General features: G+C 61.7%; 18 protein-coding genes. 12 read left to right on the top strand and 6 right to left on the bottom strand.

From position 1 onward, the window contains the following. Positions 1-11: 11 nt before the first annotated feature. From M1D68_RS20575 to M1D68_RS20540, 8 genes are all read left to right on the top strand, one after another. Complete coding sequence (locus M1D68_RS20575; protein WP_420767938.1) at positions 12-761, top strand: DUF4123 domain-containing protein; 750 nt, start codon at positions 12-14, stop codon at positions 759-761. A gap of 135 nt (positions 762-896) precedes the next feature. Further along, a complete protein-coding gene (locus tag M1D68_RS20570) occupies positions 897-1403 on the top strand; it encodes a DUF3304 domain-containing protein (protein WP_434611657.1) in 507 nt (168 codons plus the stop codon). Positions 1404-1489: 86 nt separating this feature from the next. Continuing rightward, complete coding sequence (locus tag M1D68_RS20565) at positions 1490-1948, top strand: DUF3304 domain-containing protein (RefSeq protein ID WP_457970777.1); 459 nt, start codon at positions 1490-1492, stop codon at positions 1946-1948. 38 nt (positions 1949-1986) lie between these two features. Continuing rightward, positions 1987-2490, top strand: a complete 504-nt coding sequence (locus tag M1D68_RS20560) for a DUF3304 domain-containing protein (protein ID WP_457970775.1) — start codon at positions 1987-1989, stop codon at positions 2488-2490. Beyond that, positions 2481-4862 (top strand): T6SS phospholipase effector Tle1-like catalytic domain-containing protein, encoded by a 2382-nt coding sequence (locus M1D68_RS20555; protein ID WP_457968136.1) that lies wholly within the window; start codon positions 2481-2483, stop codon positions 4860-4862. The genes M1D68_RS20560 and M1D68_RS20555 overlap by 10 nt, the downstream gene beginning before the upstream one ends. After that, positions 4859-5122 carry a PAAR domain-containing protein gene (locus tag M1D68_RS20550; protein ID WP_457968135.1) on the top strand — a complete coding sequence of 88 codons (264 nt, stop codon included), beginning with the start codon at positions 4859-4861 and terminating at the stop codon, positions 5120-5122. Before M1D68_RS20555 ends, M1D68_RS20550 begins: the two co-directional genes overlap by 4 nt. Before the next feature lie 140 nt (positions 5123-5262). Beyond that, positions 5263-6252 carry a hypothetical protein gene (locus M1D68_RS20545; RefSeq protein ID WP_457970773.1) on the top strand — a complete coding sequence of 330 codons (990 nt, stop codon included), beginning with the start codon at positions 5263-5265 and terminating at the stop codon, positions 6250-6252. After that, a complete protein-coding gene (locus tag M1D68_RS20540) occupies positions 6239-9601 on the top strand; it encodes an ImcF-related family protein (RefSeq protein WP_457968134.1) in 3363 nt (1120 codons plus the stop codon). The genes M1D68_RS20545 and M1D68_RS20540 overlap by 14 nt, the downstream gene beginning before the upstream one ends. A gap of 2 nt (positions 9602-9603) precedes the next feature. Here M1D68_RS20540 and M1D68_RS20535 read toward each other — a convergent pair whose 3' ends face one another. The 5 genes from M1D68_RS20535 to M1D68_RS20515 form a co-directional block, all read right to left on the bottom strand. Beyond that, positions 9604-11088: a diguanylate cyclase gene (locus M1D68_RS20535; RefSeq protein WP_457970771.1), complete on the bottom strand. Its 1485-nt coding sequence runs from the start codon at positions 11086-11088 to the stop codon at positions 9604-9606. A gap of 146 nt (positions 11089-11234) precedes the next feature. Then, a complete protein-coding gene (locus M1D68_RS20530) occupies positions 11235-12614 on the bottom strand; it encodes a heavy metal sensor histidine kinase (protein ID WP_457968133.1) in 1380 nt (459 codons plus the stop codon). Then, positions 12589-13263, bottom strand: coding sequence for a heavy metal response regulator transcription factor (locus M1D68_RS20525; protein ID WP_420765410.1), 675 nt, complete (start codon positions 13261-13263; stop codon positions 12589-12591). Before M1D68_RS20525 ends, M1D68_RS20530 begins: the two co-directional genes overlap by 26 nt. Before the next feature lie 9 nt (positions 13264-13272). Beyond that, complete coding sequence (locus M1D68_RS20520) at positions 13273-16386, bottom strand: multidrug efflux RND transporter permease subunit (RefSeq protein ID WP_434560505.1); 3114 nt, start codon at positions 16384-16386, stop codon at positions 13273-13275. Beyond that, a complete protein-coding gene (locus M1D68_RS20515) occupies positions 16383-17540 on the bottom strand; it encodes an efflux RND transporter periplasmic adaptor subunit (RefSeq protein ID WP_457968132.1) in 1158 nt (385 codons plus the stop codon). Before M1D68_RS20515 ends, M1D68_RS20520 begins: the two co-directional genes overlap by 4 nt. A gap of 230 nt (positions 17541-17770) precedes the next feature. On the opposite strand from M1D68_RS20515, the gene M1D68_RS20510 reads away from it, so the two are divergent. After that, positions 17771-18025, top strand: a complete 255-nt coding sequence (locus M1D68_RS20510) for a hypothetical protein (RefSeq protein WP_420765407.1) — start codon at positions 17771-17773, stop codon at positions 18023-18025. A 27-nt stretch (positions 18026-18052) separates the two neighbouring features. Here the strand turns inward: M1D68_RS20510 and M1D68_RS20505 are convergent, their stop codons facing one another. After that, on the bottom strand, positions 18053-19021 hold the full coding sequence (locus tag M1D68_RS20505; protein WP_420765406.1) for a LysR family transcriptional regulator: 969 nt from the start codon (positions 19019-19021) through the stop codon (positions 18053-18055). A 318-nt stretch (positions 19022-19339) separates the two neighbouring features. On the opposite strand from M1D68_RS20505, the gene M1D68_RS20500 reads away from it, so the two are divergent. From M1D68_RS20500 to M1D68_RS20490, 3 genes are read left to right on the top strand one after another with little or no spacing between them, the layout of a single operon-like run. Continuing rightward, a complete protein-coding gene (locus M1D68_RS20500) occupies positions 19340-20911 on the top strand; it encodes an efflux transporter outer membrane subunit (protein ID WP_457968131.1) in 1572 nt (523 codons plus the stop codon). Then, positions 20905-23103, top strand: a complete 2199-nt coding sequence (locus tag M1D68_RS20495) for an FUSC family protein (protein ID WP_457968130.1) — start codon at positions 20905-20907, stop codon at positions 23101-23103. The genes M1D68_RS20500 and M1D68_RS20495 overlap by 7 nt, the downstream gene beginning before the upstream one ends. Next, the gene (locus tag M1D68_RS20490) at positions 23093-23293 is read left to right on the top strand and encodes a DUF1656 domain-containing protein (protein ID WP_003205331.1); all 201 of its coding nucleotides are present in this window, start codon (positions 23093-23095) and stop codon (positions 23291-23293) included. The genes M1D68_RS20495 and M1D68_RS20490 overlap by 11 nt, the downstream gene beginning before the upstream one ends.

The raw sequence follows: 23293 nt of genomic DNA, 5'->3' as shown, positions 1-23293 counted from the left end.
GGAATACATACATGGCAGCGCCAAGCGAATGGCAACAGCAGATAGAACACGTCTGCGTGACTGCGGACATACAGCGAGTGGACCTTTTGCTGGACCAGTCCGACTGGGACAGCTGCGCTATCCCGGCCCTGAAACAAATAACGCCAGAGATAGCATGGCATTCGTTGTTTACCGGTACACCGGAGGAAAACCTGCTGGAGCAAGCGCCGCTGTTGATGCGGCTGGATCTGGCGCATTGGCAACATCGAGCCTGGCTGGAAGAACTCATGACTCACTGTGCAGCCGATGCCCGGCTGTTGGTCGCGATCTCCCCGTTGCCCTTCGACGCGCTCAGCCTGGCCCTGCAAACCTTGTCCCAAATGAACTGGGGTGGGCAGCCAGGCTTGTTGCGGTACTACGACCCGCGAATCTTCCCTCTGTTGATCTCCTCCATCTTGAGCGACCAACAGCGCCTCCAATTCCTGCTCCCTGTCAGTTACTGGAGCTGGCTGGATCGGGACGGCCAGCCGCAATGGCGACGGGGCGCCAGCCAGACACGGGGGCGCATCGACATACCGCCCACCGTCGAACTGAGTGATGAGCAATGCGACCTGATCGGATGCATCTCCGATGCGCAGCAGCTTTTTGATAGCGGCCAATTTGATCAGCTTGAGGAAAGCCAGGAGCAGCGTTTCGCGTTGTTATATCGGCTGGTCGTAAAGGCAGGCAAAGAGAATTACTTCAACGATCTCAGCGAGTATGTGCGCAACTGCGCTTTTTAGTTCCAAGGAGGACCGGCAATGGTCGCGGTGGCTATTGCTGCATAACGGATCGCATGCAAAAAAATCTTCCGGACGAAGCGGTTTTTTGCGTGATTTTAGGAAGTTGATAAAAAGGACTTTTCCATGAGGCAGTTGATGTTCCGCAAATCGATAGTGCGAGGTTCTTGTGCCCTGCTGGGGTTGATGTTGCATGGGTGTTCTTCTGCGGATAATGAGATGGCGGGAGGGAATATAGAAGCCGTTAACCATACGTTGAATGCGATCAATTGGTTGTCGGTTAACGGATATAGGGCGGACGGGGGAGGAGGCAGTTCGTGTTGCATCATTATGCCGACCAAATGGCGTCCAGGTTTGAAGGCTTATATTGAATGGGAGGTGGATCCTGATCCTTTTGCGGATGCACCGCCTTTAGGAACCGATGAATTTCGAGTTTTTATGGTAAAGCACAAGATTAATTATCAACGGCATAGCGCAACGGTAGAAATTCCGGAATGGCCGGGAACGGAATCCTGTGGCTTAAAGGTCCATTTTTTAGTTTGCAATCAAATTAAGGTCACTACTTCCTGTTGGGGCTACGGCTCACCCAAAAATCCTATTAAAGAACCGCTTGAAATGAAGGAGCCTGCCGTATGCCCGAAATAAAAACTAATTCGAGGGCTTACAAAGTGCTGCCGTTGTCGGTGCTCAGAAGGTGGGCGTCGCAGGGGCTCTATGCCTCGCTGGGATTGATGCTACATGGGTGTTCTTCAGGGGACAACGAGATGGCGGGAGGGAATATAGAAGCCGTTAACCATACGTTGAATGCGATCAATTGGTTATCGGTTAACGGATATAGGGCGGACGGGGGAGGAGGCAGTTCGTGTTGCATCATTATGCCGACCAAATGGCGTCCAGGGTTGAAGGCTTATATTGAATGGGAGGTGGATCCTAATCGACACGCAAAATTACCTTCGGTCACCTCAATTGTGTTTCGCGAAGCATATGCCAAGCATTCGGCTAACTACCGGCGGCATAGCGCTACGGTAGAAATCCCGGAGTGGTCAGGAACGGACTCCTGCGGCTTGAAGGTCCATTTTCTTGTTTGCAATCAAATCAAGGTCACTACTTCCTGCTGGGGGTACGGTTCACCCCAAAATCCTATTAAAGAACCGCTTGGGATGAAGGAGCCTGCCGTATGCCCGAAATAGAAACTAATTCGAAGGCATACGAAGTGCTGCCGTTGTCGATGCCCAGGAGGTGGGCGTTGCAGGGGCTCTATGCCTTGCTGGGGTTGATGCTGCTGGGGTGTTCTTCTGCGGATAACGAGATGGCGGGAGGGAACTTGGCTGCCGTCAACCACACCCTGGGCGCAATTAATTGGTTTTCAGTTAATGGTTATAGAGCTCACGGCGGTGGGGGCAGCTCGTGCTGCATCGTTATGCCGACCAAATGGCGTCCAGGGTTGAAGGCTTATATCGAGTGGGAAGTGGATCCGGATCCTTTTGCGAATGCGCCGTCTTTAGGAACCGATGAGTTCCGAGCTTTTATGGTGAAACATAAAGTTAATTATCAGCGGCATAGCGCTGCGGTAGAGATCCCTGAATGGTCGGGAACGGACTCCTGCGGCTTAAAGGTTCATTTTCTAGTTTGTAATCAAATCAAGGTCACTACTTCCTGCTGGGGGTACGGTTCACCGAACAACCCAATCAAAGAGCCAAAGCAAATGAAGGAGCCTGCTATATGTCCCTAGAAAAAAATAATAATTCACAAGCCAAGGCCTGGGCGCCCCCCATCTTTCCAGTCGGTGGGCGGCTACCCGTAGAGATGCGAAACGTGGTCGAGAATTACAATAAGCAGACTGCAGAGAAAAATGCTTTTCGTCGGACGAGCAATGCCCGAGGGCAAAAGCGGCACTCCGCCTGCTGCTACAGTTTGCACATCAGCTTGTTTTTTGACGGGACCAACAACAACGAGGACAACGATACCAAGGAAGGACATCCCAGTAATATTGCCAAGCTGTTTCATGCGTCACTCAGAGGCACTCCGGCGAAAGAGCGTGGCTATTTCTCCTATTACATGCCCGGCGTAGGCACCCCTTTTCCGGAGATTGGCGAACTGGATTACAGCGAGGATGGACTGAGATACGCCACGGGTGGCGAAGACAGAATCAACTGGGCCCTGGTGCAAGTCGCAAGTGCATTGTCTTTCGCGCTGGATAATAAGAAGGAGATCGACCGTAGCGTCGCCAAGGCCAAGGTCAAGTCCATGAGCACTTTCAAAGCCCCGATGATGAGCATCTTCGGCGCTGGTCGGCGGCGCCAAGTCATGCAGGGCCTGCTGGAACCTCTGAAAACCCATGTCCGTCAAGCCAGGCCCGAAGTCCTGGGCGTCAAGCTCTTCGTCTATGGATTTTCCCGCGGCGCGGCGCAAGCGCGCACTTTCGTGAGCTGGCTGAGCCAGCTGTTCGACACGCCGGATGAGGCCGAGAAACCGGAACAGACTTTACTGGGCCTGCCGGTGAGCATCGAGTTCCTCGGCCTGCTGGATACCGTGGCGTCGGTGGGTATCGCCCATGTCACGCCTTTTTTTGCCGGGCACATGGACTGGGCCGATGACACCCAGCTCTTGCCGGACGCGAAGACATTTCCCGATTTCGTCAAATGCTGCCGGCACTTTGTGGCGGCCTTCGAACAACGTGCCTGTTTCCCACTGGACTCGGTTCGTAACGAGGATGGCAATTACCCATCCAATACCTATGAAGTGGTGTACCCCGGCGTGCACTCCGATGTGGGCGGTGGGTACCCGAAAAACGACCAGGGCAAGGCGCGTGGTGGTACGGATGAGTTGGTGTCGCAGATCGTCCTGCACGATTTGTATGCCGCGGCCTTCGCCGCCGGGGCGCCATTGCAGGTACCGGGAACAGTGCTGCCGGACAGCCTGAGGAGTCAGAAACATTGGCGAGCGCTGGGGCTGGATGTGGCAGAGGAATTCGATATAAGCCCTCAAGTCATCGAACGCTTCAACGCCTGGCACCACCAGACCCTGCAAACGACCTCGCCCGAGGACCAGGGCAGCATTTCCACTGACGGCTACCACCCCTTGCTGCTCACGACCACCGTCGAAGACACCCTGGCCGAGCAACTGGGCTGGATCACCGGCTGGCGCATCGGCCGCTATGCCAATGACCGCGAGCAGGTTGAAGATCACTATCGATACGACGACAGCTACAAGCATCAACCTTTCTTCACCGAGGCCCAGGAAGCCACGGCCTACGATACGGACCAACAGCGTAGCGAGTATGAAGACCAGAAACGGACCGTGCTGAAGAACCGCCAGAAAGAACCCGTGGCGGCGATGAATCATCCCGGCCCGCCGATCTACGAACCGCAGATCGACCAGACCCAACTGAGCCAGGCCGCCACTGAGTTCAAGCACGACTATCTGGATATCGAACGCAAACAAACCAGCAAGTACGGTACGGTCCTGGACGTGGTCATGCGCGACACGATCTATTTGCTCAACGAGAACGATGAGGTGCGCGACCACGCCAGCATCAAGGCGGCAGGCGAGCTGCGTTACGAGCAACTGTTCGATGACAGGTTCGGCAGGCCCAGCCGGGACCCTGGCCTGGCGCTGCTGGTGGCGTTGTTCGATGACCACATCCACGACTCACGGGCCTGGTTCATGCACGACAAGTTGGCATCCCGTGAGCTATGGGCCGGCTACTTCTTTTATCGCATGACCTATTTCGGCAATGAGAACAGTCGTGACCTGTCTCCGGTGGTGGTGGCCGGGCGGATGCTGGGGGTGGCGGTGCTGGCGGGCGCCACGGTGTATGGCATCAAGCGCAGCGGCACGCTGGGCGGGGTGGGTGGCGTGGCGGCCGGTATGGGCGCGGCGACCATTGGTTATCAGGTGATCGACCAGGTCAGCGGGGCGGTAGTGCCGTTTCTGCCGGGGGCGGAAAAGATTTTGCAGCCGACGCGCCATATCGGTGAAGTGGTTATCGAGCAGAAGAAACAGATCGCCCAGGACGACTATCTGCAGCGCCTCGATCGGACCGACGAGATGCTGCGGCTCGCCGGCGTGCTGGTGGAGTTTGATGGGGAGGTGGCGCCATGATGCCCGTGATCCGCCTAGGCGACTCTCTACACCCCTTCGGCGGCAAAGTGCTCGAAGGTCGTTTCCTGGCGATCGGCCGGCCGCTGTCCTGCGTAGGGGACAAGGTCCGCTGCGAAAAGCACGGCGAGAATCGCATCGCCCAAGGCGCGGGAGGGTTCAGCTTCAACGGGCAGTTGTTGGCCTTGGACGGGTACCGCTGCGATTGCGGTTGTACGTTGGTCAGCTCCTTGGCGCTGTCGTTTATATCGTTGAAGCCATGAATCGCCCGCCGCGTTATCCGCCGTTCGCCCAGCCAAGGGAACCGCGCTGGGGCCGCTGGTGGCTGGCGTTGCCGCTACTGTGGGTTGTCCAGCTGGCAATCCTGGTGCCGTTCTGGCCCGAAGATCAGCCACGCCTGACGTTGTGGTTGTGGAGCGTTGTGTTGCCCTTGAGCTGGGCGCTGGCGTTGTCGTTGCGGGTGTTGCCATGGCAGATCGGCTTGTTCAGGCGCGACGTATTTCGCCGCACCCAGGACGACGACACACAGCGCTGGTGGCGCTGGCGAAGCCTGGGGTTGCCGGTGGAAGAGGTGCTGGTGTTGGGGCCGGCCGGTGATGATCAAATCCACTATCGGGGCCTGATGAACGACACGCCGCTGCCGACGCCCATGGCGCGATCCAAGGCTGCGGTGCCGTCATTGAATTGCCCGGTGATACTCAGCCAGTCCGCCGAGCGTGCTCCGGCGCTGGCGCAACACCTGGCTCGGTTGGTTTTTGAGCAAACCGGAATATTGGAACGGTGGCCGAGGTTGCGGGCGATTGTCTGGGCGGGCGACGAAATCGAACTGGCTGCCTTCGAGAAGGTGCTGGGCAGCCACGGCACCGAGCTGCCAAAGGTGTGCTTGCCGTTGCAAGACCTGGCGGACCTGGACGAACTGATCGACATATTCAATCAAGAATGCCGTCACGCCGAGGACTGGCTGCTGTGCGCCGGGGTGGTTTCGGTGCAGGGCGCCGAAGCAGCAACGCCACCTGGCGAAGGTGGTTTTTTGTGGGTGGTGAGTCGTCAAGGGCGGCAGCTGTTGCATCGTGGTGAATACCTATCGGGCGAGACTGACGACCCCCCCGCTGAGCTCAGCGCACAGATGCAGCGTTATGCCGGGCTGCAAGCCCCTCCGACCTGTCTGGCCATGGACCAGGCCAGCCAGCAAGCCTTCATGGCCGGCGGCTGGTCGGCGATCGAGCATCAATTGGAAGCGCACTGGGGTGAGTTGGCGCATCTGGCGCCGTTTATCGGCATGTCGTTGGCGTTGTTGCATGCAAAGGAGGCCGGACAGCCCTGTGGCTGGCTGAGCCAGGATGCGGACAAACGATTGGCAATTGGAGTGGCAAAACCTCATGGCAAGGGATAACGGCGAGCCCAAGGGCTCATTGATAGGGTTGGGGTCAGGCTACCTGCTGGTCATGACATTCATGGTGCTGCTCGGTTGCCTGCTGTATCGCTTGGCGGGCCATCACCTGGAATTGCCGCCAGTCGCGTTCCAGCAATTGATGTTGTGGGGGCTGGGGACATGGGTTGCGCTCTTTTGGTTCTGCCCGATGATTTTATTGGCCTGGGATCGTTTGACGGTACGCCAGGCGCAGCGGTCCACGCCGGGAGGCATTGGCAGCGTCGCTGCGTCCCGATTGAATCCACAGCCGAATTTGAAAGACGACGAAGAGAAGCTGGCCAGGCTACGCGAAAACCTCCACTTCCAATACGGCCCCCTCTGGCGCCACAAGGTCCGCCTGCTGCTCATCGTCGGCGAGCCCACCCAGATCGCCGCCATCGCCCCGGAGCTGGCGAAAAAGAAATGGCTCGAAGGCGAACGAACCGTGCTGCTATGGGGCGGCAGCGTCCAGGAAGAATTGCAAACCCCACTGTTGAACCCATGGCTCACCTTGCGCCGTTGGCGGGCGCTGGACGGGGTGGTCTGGGCGCTGGACAAACCGCAAAGCACCGATGCGGTGGCGCTGGCCAAGGGCATGCGGCACTTGCAGGGGCTGGCTCGGCGGCTACGCCGACGGTTGCCGTTGCACTTGTGGCAGGTGTGCGAGAGCGGCTGGTCCCAGGACGGGCGCGAGAGCCAGCCGGTGGGTTGTCTGTTGCCGGCCAAGGTGACGCCGTCGCTGCTGGAGGCGTGCCTGGAGGATCTGGTCGGGCCGTTGCGTTGCCAGGGCTTTGCCCAGATGAAGATCAAGAAGCGGATGCACCACGATTTCCTGCTGCGCCTGTCCCGGGATTTGCAGGCCGAGGGCATTGCCCGTTGGCGGCAGGCGCTGGCGCCGTCGTTGAGTGGGTTCAACCCGGGGGTGATGCTGCGAGGGTTGTGGTTCAGCCTGCCACTGCGCGTGACGCAAAGCGCTGACGGCGAGCACTTCTGGTGGCCGGACCCGGCGTGGCACGGCGTGCAGCGCGACAAGGCCGTCGGCGCGCGGTTGGGGTGGGGCGCGCCGCGAGTCGTCTATGGGCTGTTCATGGGCCTGGCGCTGGTGTGGGGCGCGGGGATGGCGCTGTCCTTTGTGAGCAATCGGGCGCAGATCGTCGAGGCGCAGGCCTTGTCGACGGCGTTACAACAGTCATCCACCCAAGAGGAGCAACTGTTGGCGCTCGAAGCGCTCGTCCACGTGCTGGCTCGCCTGGATCACCGTGTCGTGTCCGGTGCGCCGTGGTACCAGCGCTTTGGCTTGAACCGCAATGAAACCTTGCTCGAACTGTTGTGGCCCCGGTATGTCGAGGCCAATAACCGCCTGGTGCGCGACCCGGCGGCGGCGAGGTTGCGCGGGCAACTGGAGGCGCTGGTCAGGCTGGCGCCGGGCAGCCCCGAGCGCGTTGAGCGCACGCGTATGGCCTACGATCAGCTCAAGGCTTACCTGATGATGGCGCGCCCGGACAAAGCCGAGGCGCCCCTGTTGGTCAAGACCCTGGGCCACGCCGAACCCACGCGTGACGGAATTTCGCCAGGGCTCTGGCAGACCCTCGCACCGAACCTGTGGCAGTTCTACGCCGAGCAACTGGCCGCGCACCCGGACTGGCGCATCGAGGCCGACCCGCGGTTGGTGGCGCAGGTGCGCCAGGTGCTACTCGACCAATTGGGCCAACGCAACGCCGAGGCCAGCCTGTATCAACGGGTGCTGGACGACGCCACCCCGCACTATCCAGCCCTGGGCCTGCAACAGATGGTGGGCGACACCGAAGCCGCCGGGTTGTTTTCCAGCAAGGCCAGCGTGCCGGGAGTGTTCACGCGCCAGGCCTGGGAGGGCCAGGTGCGCCAGGCCATCGATGACATCACCCAGGCGCGCCGCGAAGAAATCGATTGGGTGCTCAGTGATCGCCCCGGTGACATCGATGTGCGCTTGACGCCCGGCGAGCTCAAGGCGCGCCTGACCGAACGTTATTTCAAGGACTACGCGGGCGCCTGGCTGGTGTTTCTCAACAGCCTGCGGGGCAATCAACCCAAAAGCCTGGAACAGGTCATCGACCAGTTGACGCTGATGAGCGACGTGCGCCAATCGCCGTTGCTCGCGTTGATCAATACCCTGGCCTATCAAGGGCAAGCGGGCACCCGCGTCCCGGCCCTGGGCGACTCGCTGATGAGGTCCGCGCACAAGCTCATCGGCCCGGACAAGGCCCCGCCCATAGACCCGCTGGCCGACCTGCCGAGCGGCCCGCTGGATCCGACGTTCGGCCCGTTGTTGGCCTTGCTGGGCAAGGGTGGCGCTGACCATTTGAGCCTCCAGGCCTACCTCACCCAAGTGACCCGCGTGCGCCTGAAACTGCAACAGATCAACACGGCCAGCGACCCCATGGAAATGACCCAGGCCCTGGCGCAGACGGTGTTCCAGGGCAGGGGCATCGACCTCACCGATACCCAGTCCTATGGCCGTCTGATGGCCGCCAGCCTCGGTGCGCAATGGGCCGGCGTGGGCGAAACGCTGTTCGTGCAACCGCTGGAACAGGCTTGGCAGCGAGTGCTGCAACCGTCGGCGGCGGGCCTCAACAGCCAATGGCGGCGTTCGATCGTCGAGCATTGGAACGCGGCCTTTACCGGGCGTTATCCCTTCGCCGCGACGGCCAGCGATGCTTCGTTGCCGATGCTGGGGCAAATGATCCGCGCCGACACGGGGCGCATCGAACGTTTTCTCCACAGCCAGTTGAGCGGCGTGTTGCGCAAGGAGGGCAACCGCTGGGTGGCCGATCCCCGCCACGGTCGCGGTTTGCGCGTCAATCCCCAATTCCTGGAGGCGGTCAATCAACTGAGCGATCTGGCCGACGTGCTCTACACCGACGGCGGCCTGGGCTTGAGTTTTGAACTGAGCGGCAAAGGCGTGCGCGATGTGGTGCAAACCACCTTCATCCTCAACGGAGAGAAACACCACTACTTCAACCAGAAGGAGCGTTGGCAGCGCTTCGGCTGGCCGGGACGCAGCGACTACCCCGGCGTCAGCCTGACGTGGACCAGCGTCCACACCGGCGAACGGTTGTTCGCCGACTACGCCGGCGCCTGGGGGCTGATCCGATTGCTGGAACAGGCCACGTTCACCGCGCTGGACGATGGCGACAGCCGCTACCGCATGGTGCTCAAGGCGCCCGATGGCCTGGGCCTGACGTGGCACCTGCGCACCGAACTGGATGCCGGACCGATGGCGCTTTTGAAGTTGCGAGGGTTTACGCTGCCGGGGCGGATATTTTTGGATGGGCGCGGGGCGGCGGAAGGATAGATCTACATCGCGCAGACGACCCGATTGCGTCCGCTGGCCTTGGCCTGGTAAAGCGCCTTGTCGGCGGCGAACAGCAATTCTTCCAACTCGCTGTAAGGCCCCTGGACCCAGGTGGCGATGCCGATACTGACGGTCATGGGCATCTCGCCAGGCATCTGTTCCACGGCCTCGCGAATGTTCTGCGCCGTCGTGAATGCCCCGGCCGTCGTGGTTTCCGGCAGTACCACCGAGAATTCCTCGCCACCGTAACGCGCCGCCAGGTCGGCGGGGCGACGGACATGCTCGCCAATCAACTGAGCCAGGCTTCGCAACGCCTCGTCACCGCGTTGATGGCCGAGGCGATCGTTGAATGTCTTGAAGTGGTCCGCGTCGATCATCAGGACTGACAACGGCTGGCCGGAGCGTTGGGCGCGCAGCCATTCCAGTTGCAGCATGTGGTCCAGGGTTCGACGATTGGCCAGGCCGGTCAGCGGATCGACAGACGCCAACTTGGCCAACTCCCATTCGGCGTTGCGGCGGCGTTTCAATTCCCGGCGCAGCAGCCAGGTGAGCCAGAGCAGGCTGATGCACAGCGCGCCAGTGGCGCCACTGACCAGAAGCGCCGTGCGTTGCCACGAGGCGAAGACTTCTTGGGAAGAGAGCGCGACCACCACGATCAGCGGCAAGTCACCCACCTGGGAAAAGGTATACAGACGCTGGGTCTGGTCAACGCTGGATAGGCCTGTGAAGCTGCCGTCGCCTTCGCGCAGGATGCGTACGAAGTTTGGCCGTTTGCTGAAATCCTTGCCGATCACGTCTTCGGCCAACTGCGGTTCTTGCGCCAGCAGGATACCGTCGCGGCTGACCAGGTTGACCGTCCCGCCGTGACCGATGTTCAGGCTCTTGAACAGTTGGTTGAAGTAATTCAAGCGCATCGCGGCTTCGGCCACGCCCATGAACTCGCCACGTTCGTCGTTCAAGCGATAACTGAAGCTGATCCGCCAGTCGTGGGGTTCGCTACGGGCGCGGAAGGGCCGGCTGATCATCATGCCCGGGCGTGGATCCTGGAGATGAGACTGGAAATACTCCCGGTCGGCGTAATTACCTTTGCGTGGCTGGATCGAGGCGGAATCGGCGATCACATCACCACGCTTGTCGAGCAGCAATATGTCGCCTTTATAAGGCGCGGCGGTGGCGCGGTCGAAGAGAGCGAGATGACGGATCGTGGGTGATACATCATTCAGGTCGTCGCGCTTTGCGGCAGCGACAAGACCTTGCAATGACAAGTCATAGAGTTCGACATTGCGCAGCACGTCGGCGTCGATCAGTTGCACGATGTTGCTCGCCGCACGGATCGCGGCCTGCTGGGCGCTGGCGTGTTCACGGATCAGCAGGAACGTCACGATACTCAGGATGGCAATCACAGCCAGCGAGCTGGCCAAGACGAGTACCCGTTCCGAACGTATTGGAAGTGGGATATTGGCGGGTGTTGCAGTGCTCGCGCTCATGATTCCGATCTGCATTGTCATATGGCTGGGATCCTTCCCATAGGCTGCTCATCCACAGTCGCGGATGACTGGCATCAAACAATGCTGGCCTTTTGCAAGATTGTGCTTGTGACACCGGAATTGAGCAATCCACATCGTGGCTTATTTCAAGCCGGCAAACGGATCCCGAAGGTGTTTGCGCCCCGCTCGCTGTGTACGAAAACGTCGCCGCCATGCATCAGCGCAATGGCCTTGACGATGGCCAGGCCCAATCCATGGTTGGCGCCGCTGTTGCTGCGGGAGGCGTCGACGCGATAGAAGCGCTCGAACAGGCGCGGCAAGTGCTCTCCATCGATGGGCGCGCCGGGGTTGGTGACGGCGAGGGTGATCTGATCGCCGATGGCTTCGATGCGCACGGCGATAACCTGGCCGGGCGCGGTGTGCTGGACGGCGTTGCTGAGCAGGTTGATCAAGGCCCTTCGCAGGTGGGCGACTTCGATGGTGGCCTGGGCGTCGCCACTGACGTGAACCTCGACCTGGGCGTCTTCCAGGATGAAGTCCAGGTAGTCGAGGGTGGTTGCCACTTCGTCGGCCAGGGAGGTCGTGATCAGCTTGGTGGCCTTGCTGCCCTGGTCAGCACTGGCCAGGAACAGCATGTCGTTGATGATGGAGCGCAAGCGTTCCAGCTCTTCGAGGTTCGATTGCAGCACTTCGAAGTAATGCTCCGCCGAGCGCCCTCGGGTCAGCGCCACTTGCGTCTGGCCGATCAGGTTGGTCAACGGCGAACGCAGTTCATGGGCAACATCGGCGTTGAATGATTCCAGCCGGGAGTAAGCCTGCTCGACCCGGTCGAGAGTGGCGTTGAACGAGCTGACGAACTGGCCGAGCTCCGGTGGCAATGGAGACAATCGCAGCCGCCCGCAAAGGCGGGGTGGCGCCAGGCGTTGGGCTTCGTCCGATAACTTGATGAGCGGCTTGAGCCCGATGCGCGCCACCCAATAACCCAGCAACGAGGCCAGCAGCACACCGATACAGGCCAGGCTCACCAGGGCCACCAGCAGGTGGTGTTGGGTCTGGTAGAACGTCTCGGTATCGATGCCGATCATGAATCGCAGGGGAGGGCGCTGGTCCTTGGCGGGGAACTGGCTCACCAGGACTTTCATTGGATAGTGCCGGTCGGGCAACATCAGGTCATGCTTGCCCAAGGGGCCCTGGGCGACGGCGCGAATCCGAGAATCGGGGCTGCCATATTCAAAGCGCGGGTCGCCGCTGACGATCCAGAAATGGATGCGCTTGTCTTCCTCCCCCAGTAACCGCAGCTTGTTGTTGATCTTCACCCAATGCTCGGGCGTGCCATAACGACCCACGGTGGATTCAAGCACGCTGTAGCGGGCGTCGAGCTCCGCTTCCGGCAGCAGGCCCAGGCCTTTGTCGACCTGCTGGTACAGGGCACCGCCAATCAACAGGAACACCAACGCCGCCACCAGCGTGAAGAGGCCGCTCAGGCGCAGCGCGATGCTGTTACTCACCTCGATTCTCCAGCACATACCCCATCCCACGGATGGTGTGCAGAAGCTTGTGCTCGAAAGGACCGTCCAGCTTGGCCCGCAGGCGCTTGATCGCAACTTCCACGACGTTGGCGTCGCTGTCGAAGTTGATGTCCCAGACCATCTCGGCAATGGCGGTCTTCGAGAGGATTTCGCCCTGGCGACGGGCGAGGACGCTGAGCAGCGAAAACTCCTTGGCGGTGAGGTCCAGGCGCTGCCCGGCGCGGGTAGCCTTGCGGCTGATCAGGTCGATCCACAAATCGGCGATGCTCACCTGCACCGGCTCGTGGGCGCTGCTGCGGCGGGTCAGCGCTTGCAGGCGCGCCACCAGTTCGAGGAAGGAAAACGGTTTGCCCAAGTAATCGTCGGCCCCGTCGCGCAGGCCCTTGATACGGTCCTCGACCCGTTCGCGGGCGGTGAGCATGATGACCGGTGTCTGCTTGCGGGCGCGCAGCGCACGCAGCACGCCAAAACCGTCCAGGCCTGGCAGCATGACGTCGAGCACGATCACTGCGTAATCGCTTTCCAGGGCCAGGTGCAGCCCTTCGACGCCATCGCGCGCCACGTCCACGATGTAGCCTTGTTCGGTCAGGCCGCGGTGCAAATAGTCGGCGGTTTTTTCTTCGTCTTCGATGATCAGAACGCGCATGGCCCGGCCTCAGTCTGTATTCGCCAGCGCCGCCGTCGGCGCAGGGCCGTTTCGAGGGGCGGGTCGATGTAACAGTCGTTCAAGCCACAAGTATATGACCGGTGTGGTGAACAACGTCAGCGCCTGGCTCACCAGCAAGCCACCGACCACGGCAATGCCCAACGGCTGGCGCAGCTCTGCGCCGGCGCCATAGCCGAGCATCAGCGGCAGCGCACCGAGCAGCGCGGCGAGGGTGGTCATGATGATGGGGCGGAACCGTGTCATACAGGCCTGGAAGATCGCATCCTGGGGCGTCATCCCGCCGTTTCGCTGGGCGTCGATGGCGAAGTCGATCATCAGGATCCCGTTCTTCTTGACGATCCCGATCAGCAGCACCAGCCCAATCAACGCCATGATCGAGAAATCCTGACCCAGCAGCCACAGCATGATCAGCGCGCCAAGGCCGGCCGAGGGCAGCGTGGAGATAATGGTCAACGGATGCACGAAACTCTCGTAGAGCACGCCGAGGATGATATAGACGGCCACCAGGGCGGCGAGGATCAGCCATGGCTGGCTTTTCAGCGAACTCTGGAAGGCTTGGGCCGCACCCTGGAAATTGCCGGTGATGGCCGCAGGCATGCCGATTTCGTTCTTGGCCTGGTCGAGCAGCCGCACCGCATCCCCCAATGCCACGCCTGGTGCCAGGTTGAACGACAGGTTGGCGGCCGGGAACATGCCATCGTGGGCAATCGACAACGGGCCGTTGGTGGGAGCGTCGAAGCGGGCGAGGGCGGAGAGCGGCACCATCTCCCCGGTCAGGGGCGAGCGCAGGTAGAAATACGCCAGGCTTTCGGCCTTGCCACGCTGTTGTGTGTCGAGTTCGAGAATCACGTTGTACTGGTTGGTCTCGGTCTGGAACTCGTTGATCTGCCGCTGGCCGAACGCGTCATACAGCGCCTGGTCGACATCCGTGGCGGTGAGGCCGAAGCGCGCCGCTGCACTGCGGTCGATGTTGATGTGGGTGATGCTGCCGCCCAGTTGCAGGTCATTGGAGATGTCGCGGAACGCCGGAATGCTGCGTAGCTTGTCGGTGAGTTTCTGCGTCCAGGCGTTGAGGGTCGGCCCGTCGTTGCTCTTGAGCACGTACTGATACTGGGCGCGACTGGGGCCGGAACTGAGGTTGATGTCCTGCCCGGCCCGCAGGTACAGCACCACGCCGGGAATCTTCAGCAACTTGGGTCGGATACGATCGATGAAGCCGCTGGCTGATACATCGCGCTCGCCCCGAGGCTTCAGGGCGATCCAGAAACGGCCGTTGGCGATGGTCTGGTTGTTGCCCGAGACACCGACGGAGTGAGAGAAGGTCTGCACCGCCGGGTCGGCGGCAACGATCTCGGCCAGGGCCTTGTGCTTGGCCACCATGTCCGGGAATGAGATGTCGGCGGCGGCTTCGCTGGTGCCGAGCACCAGGCCCGTGTCCTGTACCGGAAAGAAGCCCTTGGGGATGAACACGTAGCCCACCACCGCCAGCGCCAGGGTCAGGCCGAACACACCGATCATCAGCTTCTGGTGAGCCAGGGCCCGGCGCAGGCCTCGTTCATACCAGCCCAGCAGGCGTTCGCCGAAGCCCGGTTGGGCGTGAGCGGGGTGCTTTGGCGCGCGCATGAACAAGGCGGCCAGGGTCGGCGCCAGGGTCAAGGACACCACCACCGAAATCAGGATGGTCGAGGTAGCCGTCAAGGCAAACTCCTTGAACAGGCGCCCGACCACGCCGCCCATGAACAAGAGCGGAATGAATGCCGCCACCAGCGAGAAGCTGATGGACACCACGGTGAAGCCGATTTCCCCGGCGCCCTTGATGGCCGCCTCGCGCATGCCCTCGCCGGCTTCCAGGTGCCGGTGGATGTTCTCCACCACCACGATGGCATCGTCCACCACGAATCCCACCGAGATGACAATCGCCACCAGGGTCAGGTTATTCAGGCTGAAGCCCATCACGTACATCAGGGCGAAACTGGCGATCAACGACACCCCGAGCACCGCCGAGACGATCAGGGTCGCCGAGAGCTGGCGCAGGAACAGCGCCATCACCGCCACCACCAGCAGCACCGCGATCAGCAGGGTGATTTCCACTTCATGCAACGAGGCGCGGATGGTCTGGGTGCGATCGATCATGACCTTGACCTGCACTGCGGCGGGGAGCATGGCCTCCAGGGTGGGTAGCGCCGCCTGGATGCGGTCGACGGTCTCGACGATGTTCGCCCCCGGTTGGCGGAAGATGACCAGGTTGACCCCGGGCTGATCCTCGGACCAGGCCTGGACGTAGGCATTTTCCGAACCGTTGACGACTTTGGCGATGTCGTTGAGATGAACCGGCGCCCCGTCCCGGTAGGCCACGATCAGCTCACCGTATTCCTCGGGCTTGAACAACTGATCGTTCGTGGACAGCGTAGAGATGCTCGACTCGCCGTACAGCGCACCCTTGGCCAGGTTGAGGCTGGCCTGCTGGAGGGATAGGCGAACATCGGCCAAGGTCAGGCCGATGGCCGCGAGTCGGTCGGCCGAGGCCTGGACCCGGATCGCCGGGCGCTGCTGGCCGGTGATGTAGATTTGCCCGACGCCATCGATCTGGCTGATCTGGCGGGCGAGCAGGGTCTCGACGTAGTCACTCAGTTCGGTGCCGGGCATCAGGTTGGAGCTGATGCTGTAAATCAGCACCGGGCTGTCCGCCGGGTTGACCTTGCGCCAGGTCGGCAGGTTCGGCATGTCGTTGGGCAGCTTGCCAGCGGCGGTGTTGATGGCGGCCTGGACTTCCTGGGCGGCGGTGTCGATGCTCTTGTCGAGACTGAATTGCAGGGTCAGGTTGGTCGAGCCCAACGCGCTGCTGGAGGTCATTTGGGTAATGCCGGGGATGGCGCTGAATTGCACCTCCAGCGGGGTCGCCACCGACGAAGCCATGGTCTCGGGGCTGGCACCGGGCAGTTGCGCATTGACCTGGATGGTCGGGAATTCCGCTTCGGGCAAGGGCGCGACAGGCAAGCGAGGAAAGGCGATGAGCCCCAGCAGCACCAGGGCGAACGTCAACAGCACCGTGGCGATGGGATGGTCGATGCACCACGCCGATACCGAACCACGCCCCTTCATGGTTGCGCCTGCCCGGTCTTCGCCACGGCGGGCGGGTCCCCGATCACCTGGACGCTGGCGCCTGGCTTGAGCCGTGACTGGCCGTCGCTCACCAGTTGGTCACCCGCGTTCACGCCGTTGATGATGTGCATGTCGCTGTCCTGGTAAACCATTTCAACCGGCACGCTCTCCACCTTGTCGCCGTTGACCCGGTAGACGAAAGGTTGCTCCAGCCCACGCTGGACGACGGTCGGCGGCACCACCAGCGCACCCTTGTCGACGGCGGTCTGGATTTTCAGCGTGACCAACTGCCCCGGCCACAACCGTTGTGCGGCGTTATTGAATTCGGCCTTGGCCCGCAGGGTTCCGGTGCTGGTATTGACCTGGTTGTCGATGAGGCTGAGTCGGCCTTCGCCGAGCAATTGCCCGGTGGCCCCGTCGGCGCCGATGTAGGCCTTGACCAATGCCTGGTCCGGGGCAGCGATCAGTCGCTGCAGCGTCGGAAGCATCTGTTGCGGGAGGGAAAACTCCACGGCGATCGGGTCGATCTGGGTCACGGTGAACAACCCTTCGGTGTCGCTGGTGCGCAGGAAATTGCCTTCATCCACATTGCGAATGCCGACACGGCCAGTCACCGGCGAGCGGATTTGGGTGTAGGACAGTTGCACCTGCGCCGAGTCGATGGCCGCCTGGTTACCCTGGGCGGTGGCCTTAAGTTGGTTGACCAGCGCCTGTTGCTGGTCGTAGGTCTGCCTGGATACGCCATCATCGACACTCAGCACTTTGTAGCGCTTGAGGTTGACCTGGGCCACCGCCAGTTGTGCCTGGCTTTCGCCGAGTTGGGCGCGGGCCTGGTCGAGGCTGGCGCGGATGGAGCGGTCGTCGATGGTTGCCAGCAGATCGCCTTTCTTGACCAATTGTCCTTCCTTGACCAGCAGCCTGGTAAGGATGCCGTCGACCTGCGGACGGATCACCACGCTGTGCAGCGACAACACCGTGCCGATCCCACTGGCAAAGCGCGGCACGTCCTTTTCCACCACGCTCACGACCTTTACCGGTACGGCGCTGGCAGCACTAGGTTTGGTGGCGGCGGGTTTCATCGAGAACCACAGGACCAGTGCGCCCAAGGCGACCAACAGCGCGACGAGCAGGACGGTTTTTTTCTGAATGTGCATGGATGCGAAGAGCCGGTTCGGGACGGTGGGATTTCTATCTGTCTTATATAGCGTTGCGAGGCGGTCAGGAAGGTGACGGCTAGCTGTCAGGGCTGTCAGTTTCGTCCCGGTTTTCCGTCGGACGGAGCGCCGCCATGGAATCTGCTTCGTGGCACCGCGATTCCGGGCGGGTATACTGCTGCGTTTCGCGGCTCACCTAGCGAGCCCGGCATACCCGCCCGGAGCCTTACATGACTTCCCCGACACCATCGTCCGCGGACGAACGCTTGCAAGGCGAGCCGTCTGCCCAGACGGACAGCGATGTTTCCAGCGCTGAAGAAAAACCGGCGATCCCGGCGTTCAAGTTTCCCTTCAAGCCCGGCGAACTGGCGGCCGCCAAGGGGGCCGGGCAACAGCCTTGGTACAAGAATGGCGCAAAGAACGGCCATACCAAGACCCCCGGCGCCGCGCCTCCCGGTACGCGTCGCTCGATGGGCAAACGCTGATATTGTCCCCCGGCGCCGGTCGCGGATTCAGTTCGCGACCCGTGGCCCCGTCAGGCTTCCACTCAATTCATAAGCCGTCAATTCGGCCTGGTGCGCCGCCAGAATCTCCGGCAACGATCCCCTCAGGTACTCGACCCACGTCTTGATCTTCGCATCCAGGTACTGGCGCGATGGGTAGATGGCGTAGAGGTTCAGTTCCTGGGAACGGTAGTTGGGCATGACCCGCACCAGCGTGCCGTTGCGCAGACCCTCGATGGCGGCATACACCGGCAGTACACCCACGCCCATGCCGCTGGTGATGGCGGTTTTCATGGCATCGGCGGAATTCACCAGGAACGGTGAATTGTTGACGGTGACCATTTCCTGGCCTTCCGGGCCGTCGAACACCCATTTCTCCAGCGGAATGACCGGACTGACCAGGCGCAGGCAGGCATGGTTGAGCAGGTCGGCGGGTTTCTGCGGGCAGCCGCTGGCCTTCACGTAGGCGGGCGATGCGCAGACGATGCTGTAGGTGATTCCCAGGCGCTGGGAGACGAAGCCTGAATCGGGCAGTTCGCTGGCGAGCACGATCGAGACGTCGTAACCCTCGTCGAGGATGTCCGGCACGCGGTTGGCCAGGGTCAGGTCGAAGGTGACATCCGGATGGGTCTTGCGATACCGGGCGATGGCGTCGATCACGAAATGCTGGCCGATGCCGGTCATGGTGTGCACTTTCAATTGCCCGGCCGGACGCGCATGGGCGTCGCTGGCCTCCGCTTCCGCTTCTTCGACGTACGCCAGGATCTGCTCGCAACGCAGCAAGTAGCGCTTGCCGGCCTCGGTCAGGGCGATGCGTCGGGTGGTGCGATTGAGCAGGCGGGTTTGCAGATGGGCTTCCAGGTTGGAAACCGCACGCGAGACATTGGCCGTGGTGGTGTCGAGCTGCGCGGCGGCGGCGGTGAAGCTGCCGGCTTCGGCAACACAGCTGAACGCACGCATGTTTTGCAAGGTGTCCATGGAGGGCTCTCTTGGGAGGTGTCAAATTGTGACATGAAGTTACAGCGTGACGGGACCCTACTTATTGATTATCGCGTTTACGGTAACAAAGATTCACAGAAAGGTCGGCTTATCGCTATCGGGGGCGGTCCCTAGAATTGCTGCCAATGCAGAGCGATCTGGTGTCAAGGACCTGTGGGAGCGAGCTTGCTCGCGATGGCGTCTGTGCATTCACTTCAGTGTTGTATGCGAGGACCCCATCGCGAGCAAGCTCGCTCCCACAGGCCTTGCAGTCATCCGCAGACCGTCGTCAGCCCCTTCTTTAGGAATATTGCGCCTGTGCCGCGTTGCATCAGCAGAGAGCTGAAGACTCTCAGTGTTTGGGTTTTGACGTTAACCATCAGTGGTTGCATCGGCACGGGAGCAATTGCGCCGCAAGGCAAGGCGTTGTCGCCCGACCAATTGGCGACCGACGAGGCGATTCGCGAGGCTGCCCACGACGCTCATTGGCCCAACCGCCAGTGGTGGAAAGCCTATGGCGACCCGCAACTCGATCGTTGGATCGATTTGGCCGTGCCAGACAACCCGAGCCTGGCCATGGCCGCCGCGCGGGTCCGCCAGGCCAGGGCCATGGCCGGAATCGCCGAGGCCGCCGAGTCACTGCAGATCAATGGCGAGTCCACACTCAAGCGCCACAACTGGCCCACCGACCAGTTCTACGGCCCTGGCGAACTGGCCGATACCACTACTTGGGACAATAACGCCGCCCTGGGGTTGAGCTACGCCCTGGACTTGTGGGGTCGCGAGCGCAATGCCAGCGAGCGGGCCGTCGACCTGGCCCATGTCAGCGTCGCCGAGGCGCGCCAGGCGCAGTTGGAATTGCAGAACAACATCGTGCGCGCCTATATCCAGTTATCGCTGCACTATGCCCAGCGCGACATCGTCGCTGCGACCCTAGGTCAGCAAGAGCAGATCCTCGAACTCGCACAGAAACGCCTGGATGGTGGCATCGGCACGCACTTCGAAGTCAGCCAAGCCCAAGGGCCATTGCCCGAAACCCATCGTCAACTCGACGCCCTCGACGAAGCTATCGTCTTGAGCCGCAATCAACTGGCCGCGCTGGCGGGAAAGGGACCGGGAGACGGTGCGCGCTTGCACCGTCCGACCCTGGCCTTGGGTGCTGCCTTGAAGCTGCCGTCCACGTTGCCCGCCGAACTGCTCGGTCAACGCCCGGATGTGGTTGCCGGACGCTGGCAAGTGGCAGCCCAGGCACGGGGTATCGATGTGGCCCGGGCCGGCTTTTACCCCAACGTCGATCTGGTAGGCAGCCTGGGCTACATGGCCACCGGCGGCGGGGCGCTGGAGTTCCTGACCGGCAAGAAACTCACCTACAACGTCGGCCCGGCGATCTCGTTGCCAATCTTCGACGGCGGTCGCCTGCGTTCGCAATTGGGCGAGGCGACCGCCGGCTACGATATTGCCGTGGCGCACTACAACCAGACGTTGGTGAACGCACTCAAGAGCATTTCCGACCAGTTGATCCGCCGCGAGTCGATGGACAAACAACAGGCTTTCGCCGCCGAGTCCGTTGCCGCGGCACAGCGCACCTATGACATTGCGCTGATCGCGTTCCAGCGTGGGCTCACCGATTACCTCAACGTGCTCAATGCCCAAAGCCTGTTGTTCAAGCGACAACAGGTGCAACAACGGGTGGAGGCGGCGCGCCTGAGTGCCCATGCCGATCTGGTCACCGCGTTGGGCGGCGGGCTGGAGGCTGGCAGTGACATGCCTGTTGCAAGCAATGGCCCATGGCGAGGGAGCTTGCTCCCGCTGGGCTGCGAAGCGGCCCCGGTTTCCGCCCATGGGTGTTGCACACCCAAGCGCGAGCAAGCTCCCTCGCCACGATGCTGAGTGCTCCTTCCGTGACGTATTTACTCATGCTGTATCGCCTCGAATGGCGCCGTGGTTTCTTCGACTGGGCCCGCAGCGACGGCGTGACCTGGGTCTACATCTTCAAGGTCTTGCTGGCCGCGTTCCTCACGTTGTGGCTGGCGATGCGCCTGGAGCTGCCGCAGCCGCGCACGGCGATGATCACGGTGTTCATCGTCATGCAACCGCAGAGCGGGCAGGTGTTCGCCAAAAGTTTCTATCGCTTGCTCGGCACGTTGGCCGGCTCGGCGGTGATGGTTGCGTTGATCGCCTTGTTCGCCCAGGACACCGAGCTGTTCCTCGGGTGCCTGGCGATCTGGGTGGGCATCTGTTCGGCGGGGGCGGCGCGTTATCGCAACTTTCGCGCCTATGGTTTCGTGCTGGCCGGCTACACCGCGGCGATGATCGGCCTGCCGGCCCTGGCCCATCCCGAGGGTGCCTTCATGGCGGCGGTCTGGCGGGTGTTGGAAATTTCCCTGGGGATCCTCTGTTCCACCGCGGTCAGCGCCGCGATCCTGCCGCAAACCGCCAGTGCCGCCATGCGCAACGCGCTTTACCAGCGCTTTGGTGTGTTCGCCCTGTTCGTCACCGACGGCTTGCGCGGGCGCAGCCAACCCGAGGCATTCGAGGCGCGTAACGTCGGTTTCATCGCCGAAGCGGTGGGCCTGGAGGGCCTGCGCAGCGTGACGGTGTTCGAAGACCCGCACATGCGCCGGCGCAACGGCCGGCTCAGTCGCTTGAACAGCGAATTCATGGGCATCACTACCCGATTCAACGCCTTGCACCAATTGCTCGAAAGATTGCGCACTGGCACGGCGGACTCGGTGGCGAGCGCCATCGAGCCCGGATTGCAAACCCTCGCCGAACTGCTCGACGGTTTCAGCGCACGGCCCTTGATTGATGCTGATGCGGCGCGCTTGGCGGCCGCGTTGGCAGACTACAAGGCCGACTTGCCGGCCCAGGTCCGTCGATTGCGCGCGCAGTTTTTGGAGACGGATCCCAGTGACGCGCAGCAGTTGGATTTTCATACCGCCTACGAGCTGTTATATCGGTTTGTCGAAGACCTGCACGGCTACGCCCAGACCCACGCATCCCTGGCCGACCACCGCCACGAACGCGAACGCTGGGACGAGCCCTTCGTGTCGCAGACCAACGGGCTGGCGGCAGCCGCTTCCGGTTTTCGCGCTGCGTTCATCCTCTTGGTGCTGGGCAGCTATTGGGTCGCCACCGCCTGGCCGAGCGGCGCGACCATGACGATGATTGCCGCTGCCACCGTCGGGCTGTCCGCCGCCACGCCGAACCCCAAGCGCATGGCGTTCCAGATGGCCTGCGGCACGTTGTTAGGGGCGCTGATCGGCTTCGTCGAAATGTTTTTCGTCTTTCCATTGATCGACGGTTTTCCCTTGCTCTGCGTGATGCTGACGCCGGTGATCGTCGTGGGCTCGTTCCTCAGTTCCCGCCCGCAATACGCCGGAGTCGGGCTGGGGTTGCTGATCTTTTTCTGCACCGGCTCGGTGCCGGACAACCTGACGGTCTACAACCCGTACACCTTCATCAACGATTACATTGCGATGATCCTCGGCATGCTCGTATGTGCCGCCGCCGGCGCGATTATCCTGCCGCCCAACAGCCGCTGGCTGTGGCGTCGGCTTGAACAGGACCTGCGCGAACAGGTGGTGTTCGCCATCAGCGGCAAGCTCAAGGGCTTGGCCTCGGGTTTCGAGAGCCGCAGCCGGGACTTGCTGCACCAAGCCTACGGACTGGCGGCGGGGCAACCCCGGGTGCAACGGGATTTGCTGCGCTGGATGTTCGTAGTGCTGGAAATCGGCCACGCCATCATCGAGTTGCGCAAGGAGCAGGCGACGCTACCGGTGCATCCGGCCTACGCCGAGAGCCAGCCATGGCGCCAGGCGATTCGGGGGATGGGGCGTGCGCTGGTGCGGCTGTTCCGCCAGCCCGGCCAGAACAATCTGGAGCGTGCCCTGGTGGCGGTGGACCACGCCATCAGCCGCGTGCAGGCCACCGACGAACCGTTCGCCCCGCATTTCGACACCTCGGCCCTGCGCCGGGTGAAAAGCTACCTGCACTTCATCCGTACCTCTTTGCTCGACCCGCAATCGCCATTGGCCGGCCATGCCATGCCGCTTTCCCAGGAACCTGAACATGCCCCGTGAAATCGCCTTCCACGGCGTCTACATGCCCACCATGACCTTGATGTTCTTTATCGCCGCCGGCCTGGCCTGGGCGTTGGATCGGTTCCTGTCGGGGTTGGACCTGTACCGGTTTTTCTGGCACCCGGCGCTGCTGCGCCTGAGTCTGTTTACTTGTCTGTTCGGCGCGCTGGCGCTGACGGTCTACCGTTGA

The organism is Pseudomonas sp. R4-84 (genome assembly GCF_054130985.1).
The sequence above is the reverse complement of the archived record's forward strand: the minus strand, read 5'-3'. Positions and strand labels throughout refer to the sequence as shown.

Coding starts and splice junctions, on each gene's coding strand:
- M1D68_RS20570 (WP_434611657.1), top strand. CDS start 897: ATGTTCCGCAAATCGATAGTGCGAGGTTCTTGTGCCCTGCTGGGGTTG.
- M1D68_RS20510 (WP_420765407.1), top strand. CDS start 17,771: ATGACTTCCCCGACACCATCGTCCGCGGACGAACGCTTGCAAGGCGAG.
- M1D68_RS20555 (WP_457968136.1), top strand. CDS start 2,481: ATGTCCCTAGAAAAAAATAATAATTCACAAGCCAAGGCCTGGGCGCCC.
- M1D68_RS20490 (WP_003205331.1), top strand. CDS start 23,093: ATGCCCCGTGAAATCGCCTTCCACGGCGTCTACATGCCCACCATGACC.
- M1D68_RS20550 (WP_457968135.1), top strand. CDS start 4,859: ATGATGCCCGTGATCCGCCTAGGCGACTCTCTACACCCCTTCGGCGGC.
- M1D68_RS20495 (WP_457968130.1), top strand. CDS start 20,905: ATGCTGAGTGCTCCTTCCGTGACGTATTTACTCATGCTGTATCGCCTC.
- M1D68_RS20530 (WP_457968133.1), bottom strand. CDS start 12,614: ATGTGCTGGAGAATCGAGGTGAGTAACAGCATCGCGCTGCGCCTGAGC.
- M1D68_RS20505 (WP_420765406.1), bottom strand. CDS start 19,021: ATGGACACCTTGCAAAACATGCGTGCGTTCAGCTGTGTTGCCGAAGCC.
- M1D68_RS20575 (WP_420767938.1), top strand. CDS start 12: ATGGCAGCGCCAAGCGAATGGCAACAGCAGATAGAACACGTCTGCGTG.
- M1D68_RS20525 (WP_420765410.1), bottom strand. CDS start 13,263: ATGCGCGTTCTGATCATCGAAGACGAAGAAAAAACCGCCGACTATTTG.
- M1D68_RS20535 (WP_457970771.1), bottom strand. CDS start 11,088: ATGAGCGCGAGCACTGCAACACCCGCCAATATCCCACTTCCAATACGT.
- M1D68_RS20565 (WP_457970777.1), top strand. CDS start 1,490: ATGCTACATGGGTGTTCTTCAGGGGACAACGAGATGGCGGGAGGGAAT.
- M1D68_RS20515 (WP_457968132.1), bottom strand. CDS start 17,540: ATGCACATTCAGAAAAAAACCGTCCTGCTCGTCGCGCTGTTGGTCGCC.
- M1D68_RS20540 (WP_457968134.1), top strand. CDS start 6,239: ATGGCAAGGGATAACGGCGAGCCCAAGGGCTCATTGATAGGGTTGGGG.
- M1D68_RS20520 (WP_434560505.1), bottom strand. CDS start 16,386: ATGAAGGGGCGTGGTTCGGTATCGGCGTGGTGCATCGACCATCCCATC.
- M1D68_RS20560 (WP_457970775.1), top strand. CDS start 1,987: ATGCCCAGGAGGTGGGCGTTGCAGGGGCTCTATGCCTTGCTGGGGTTG.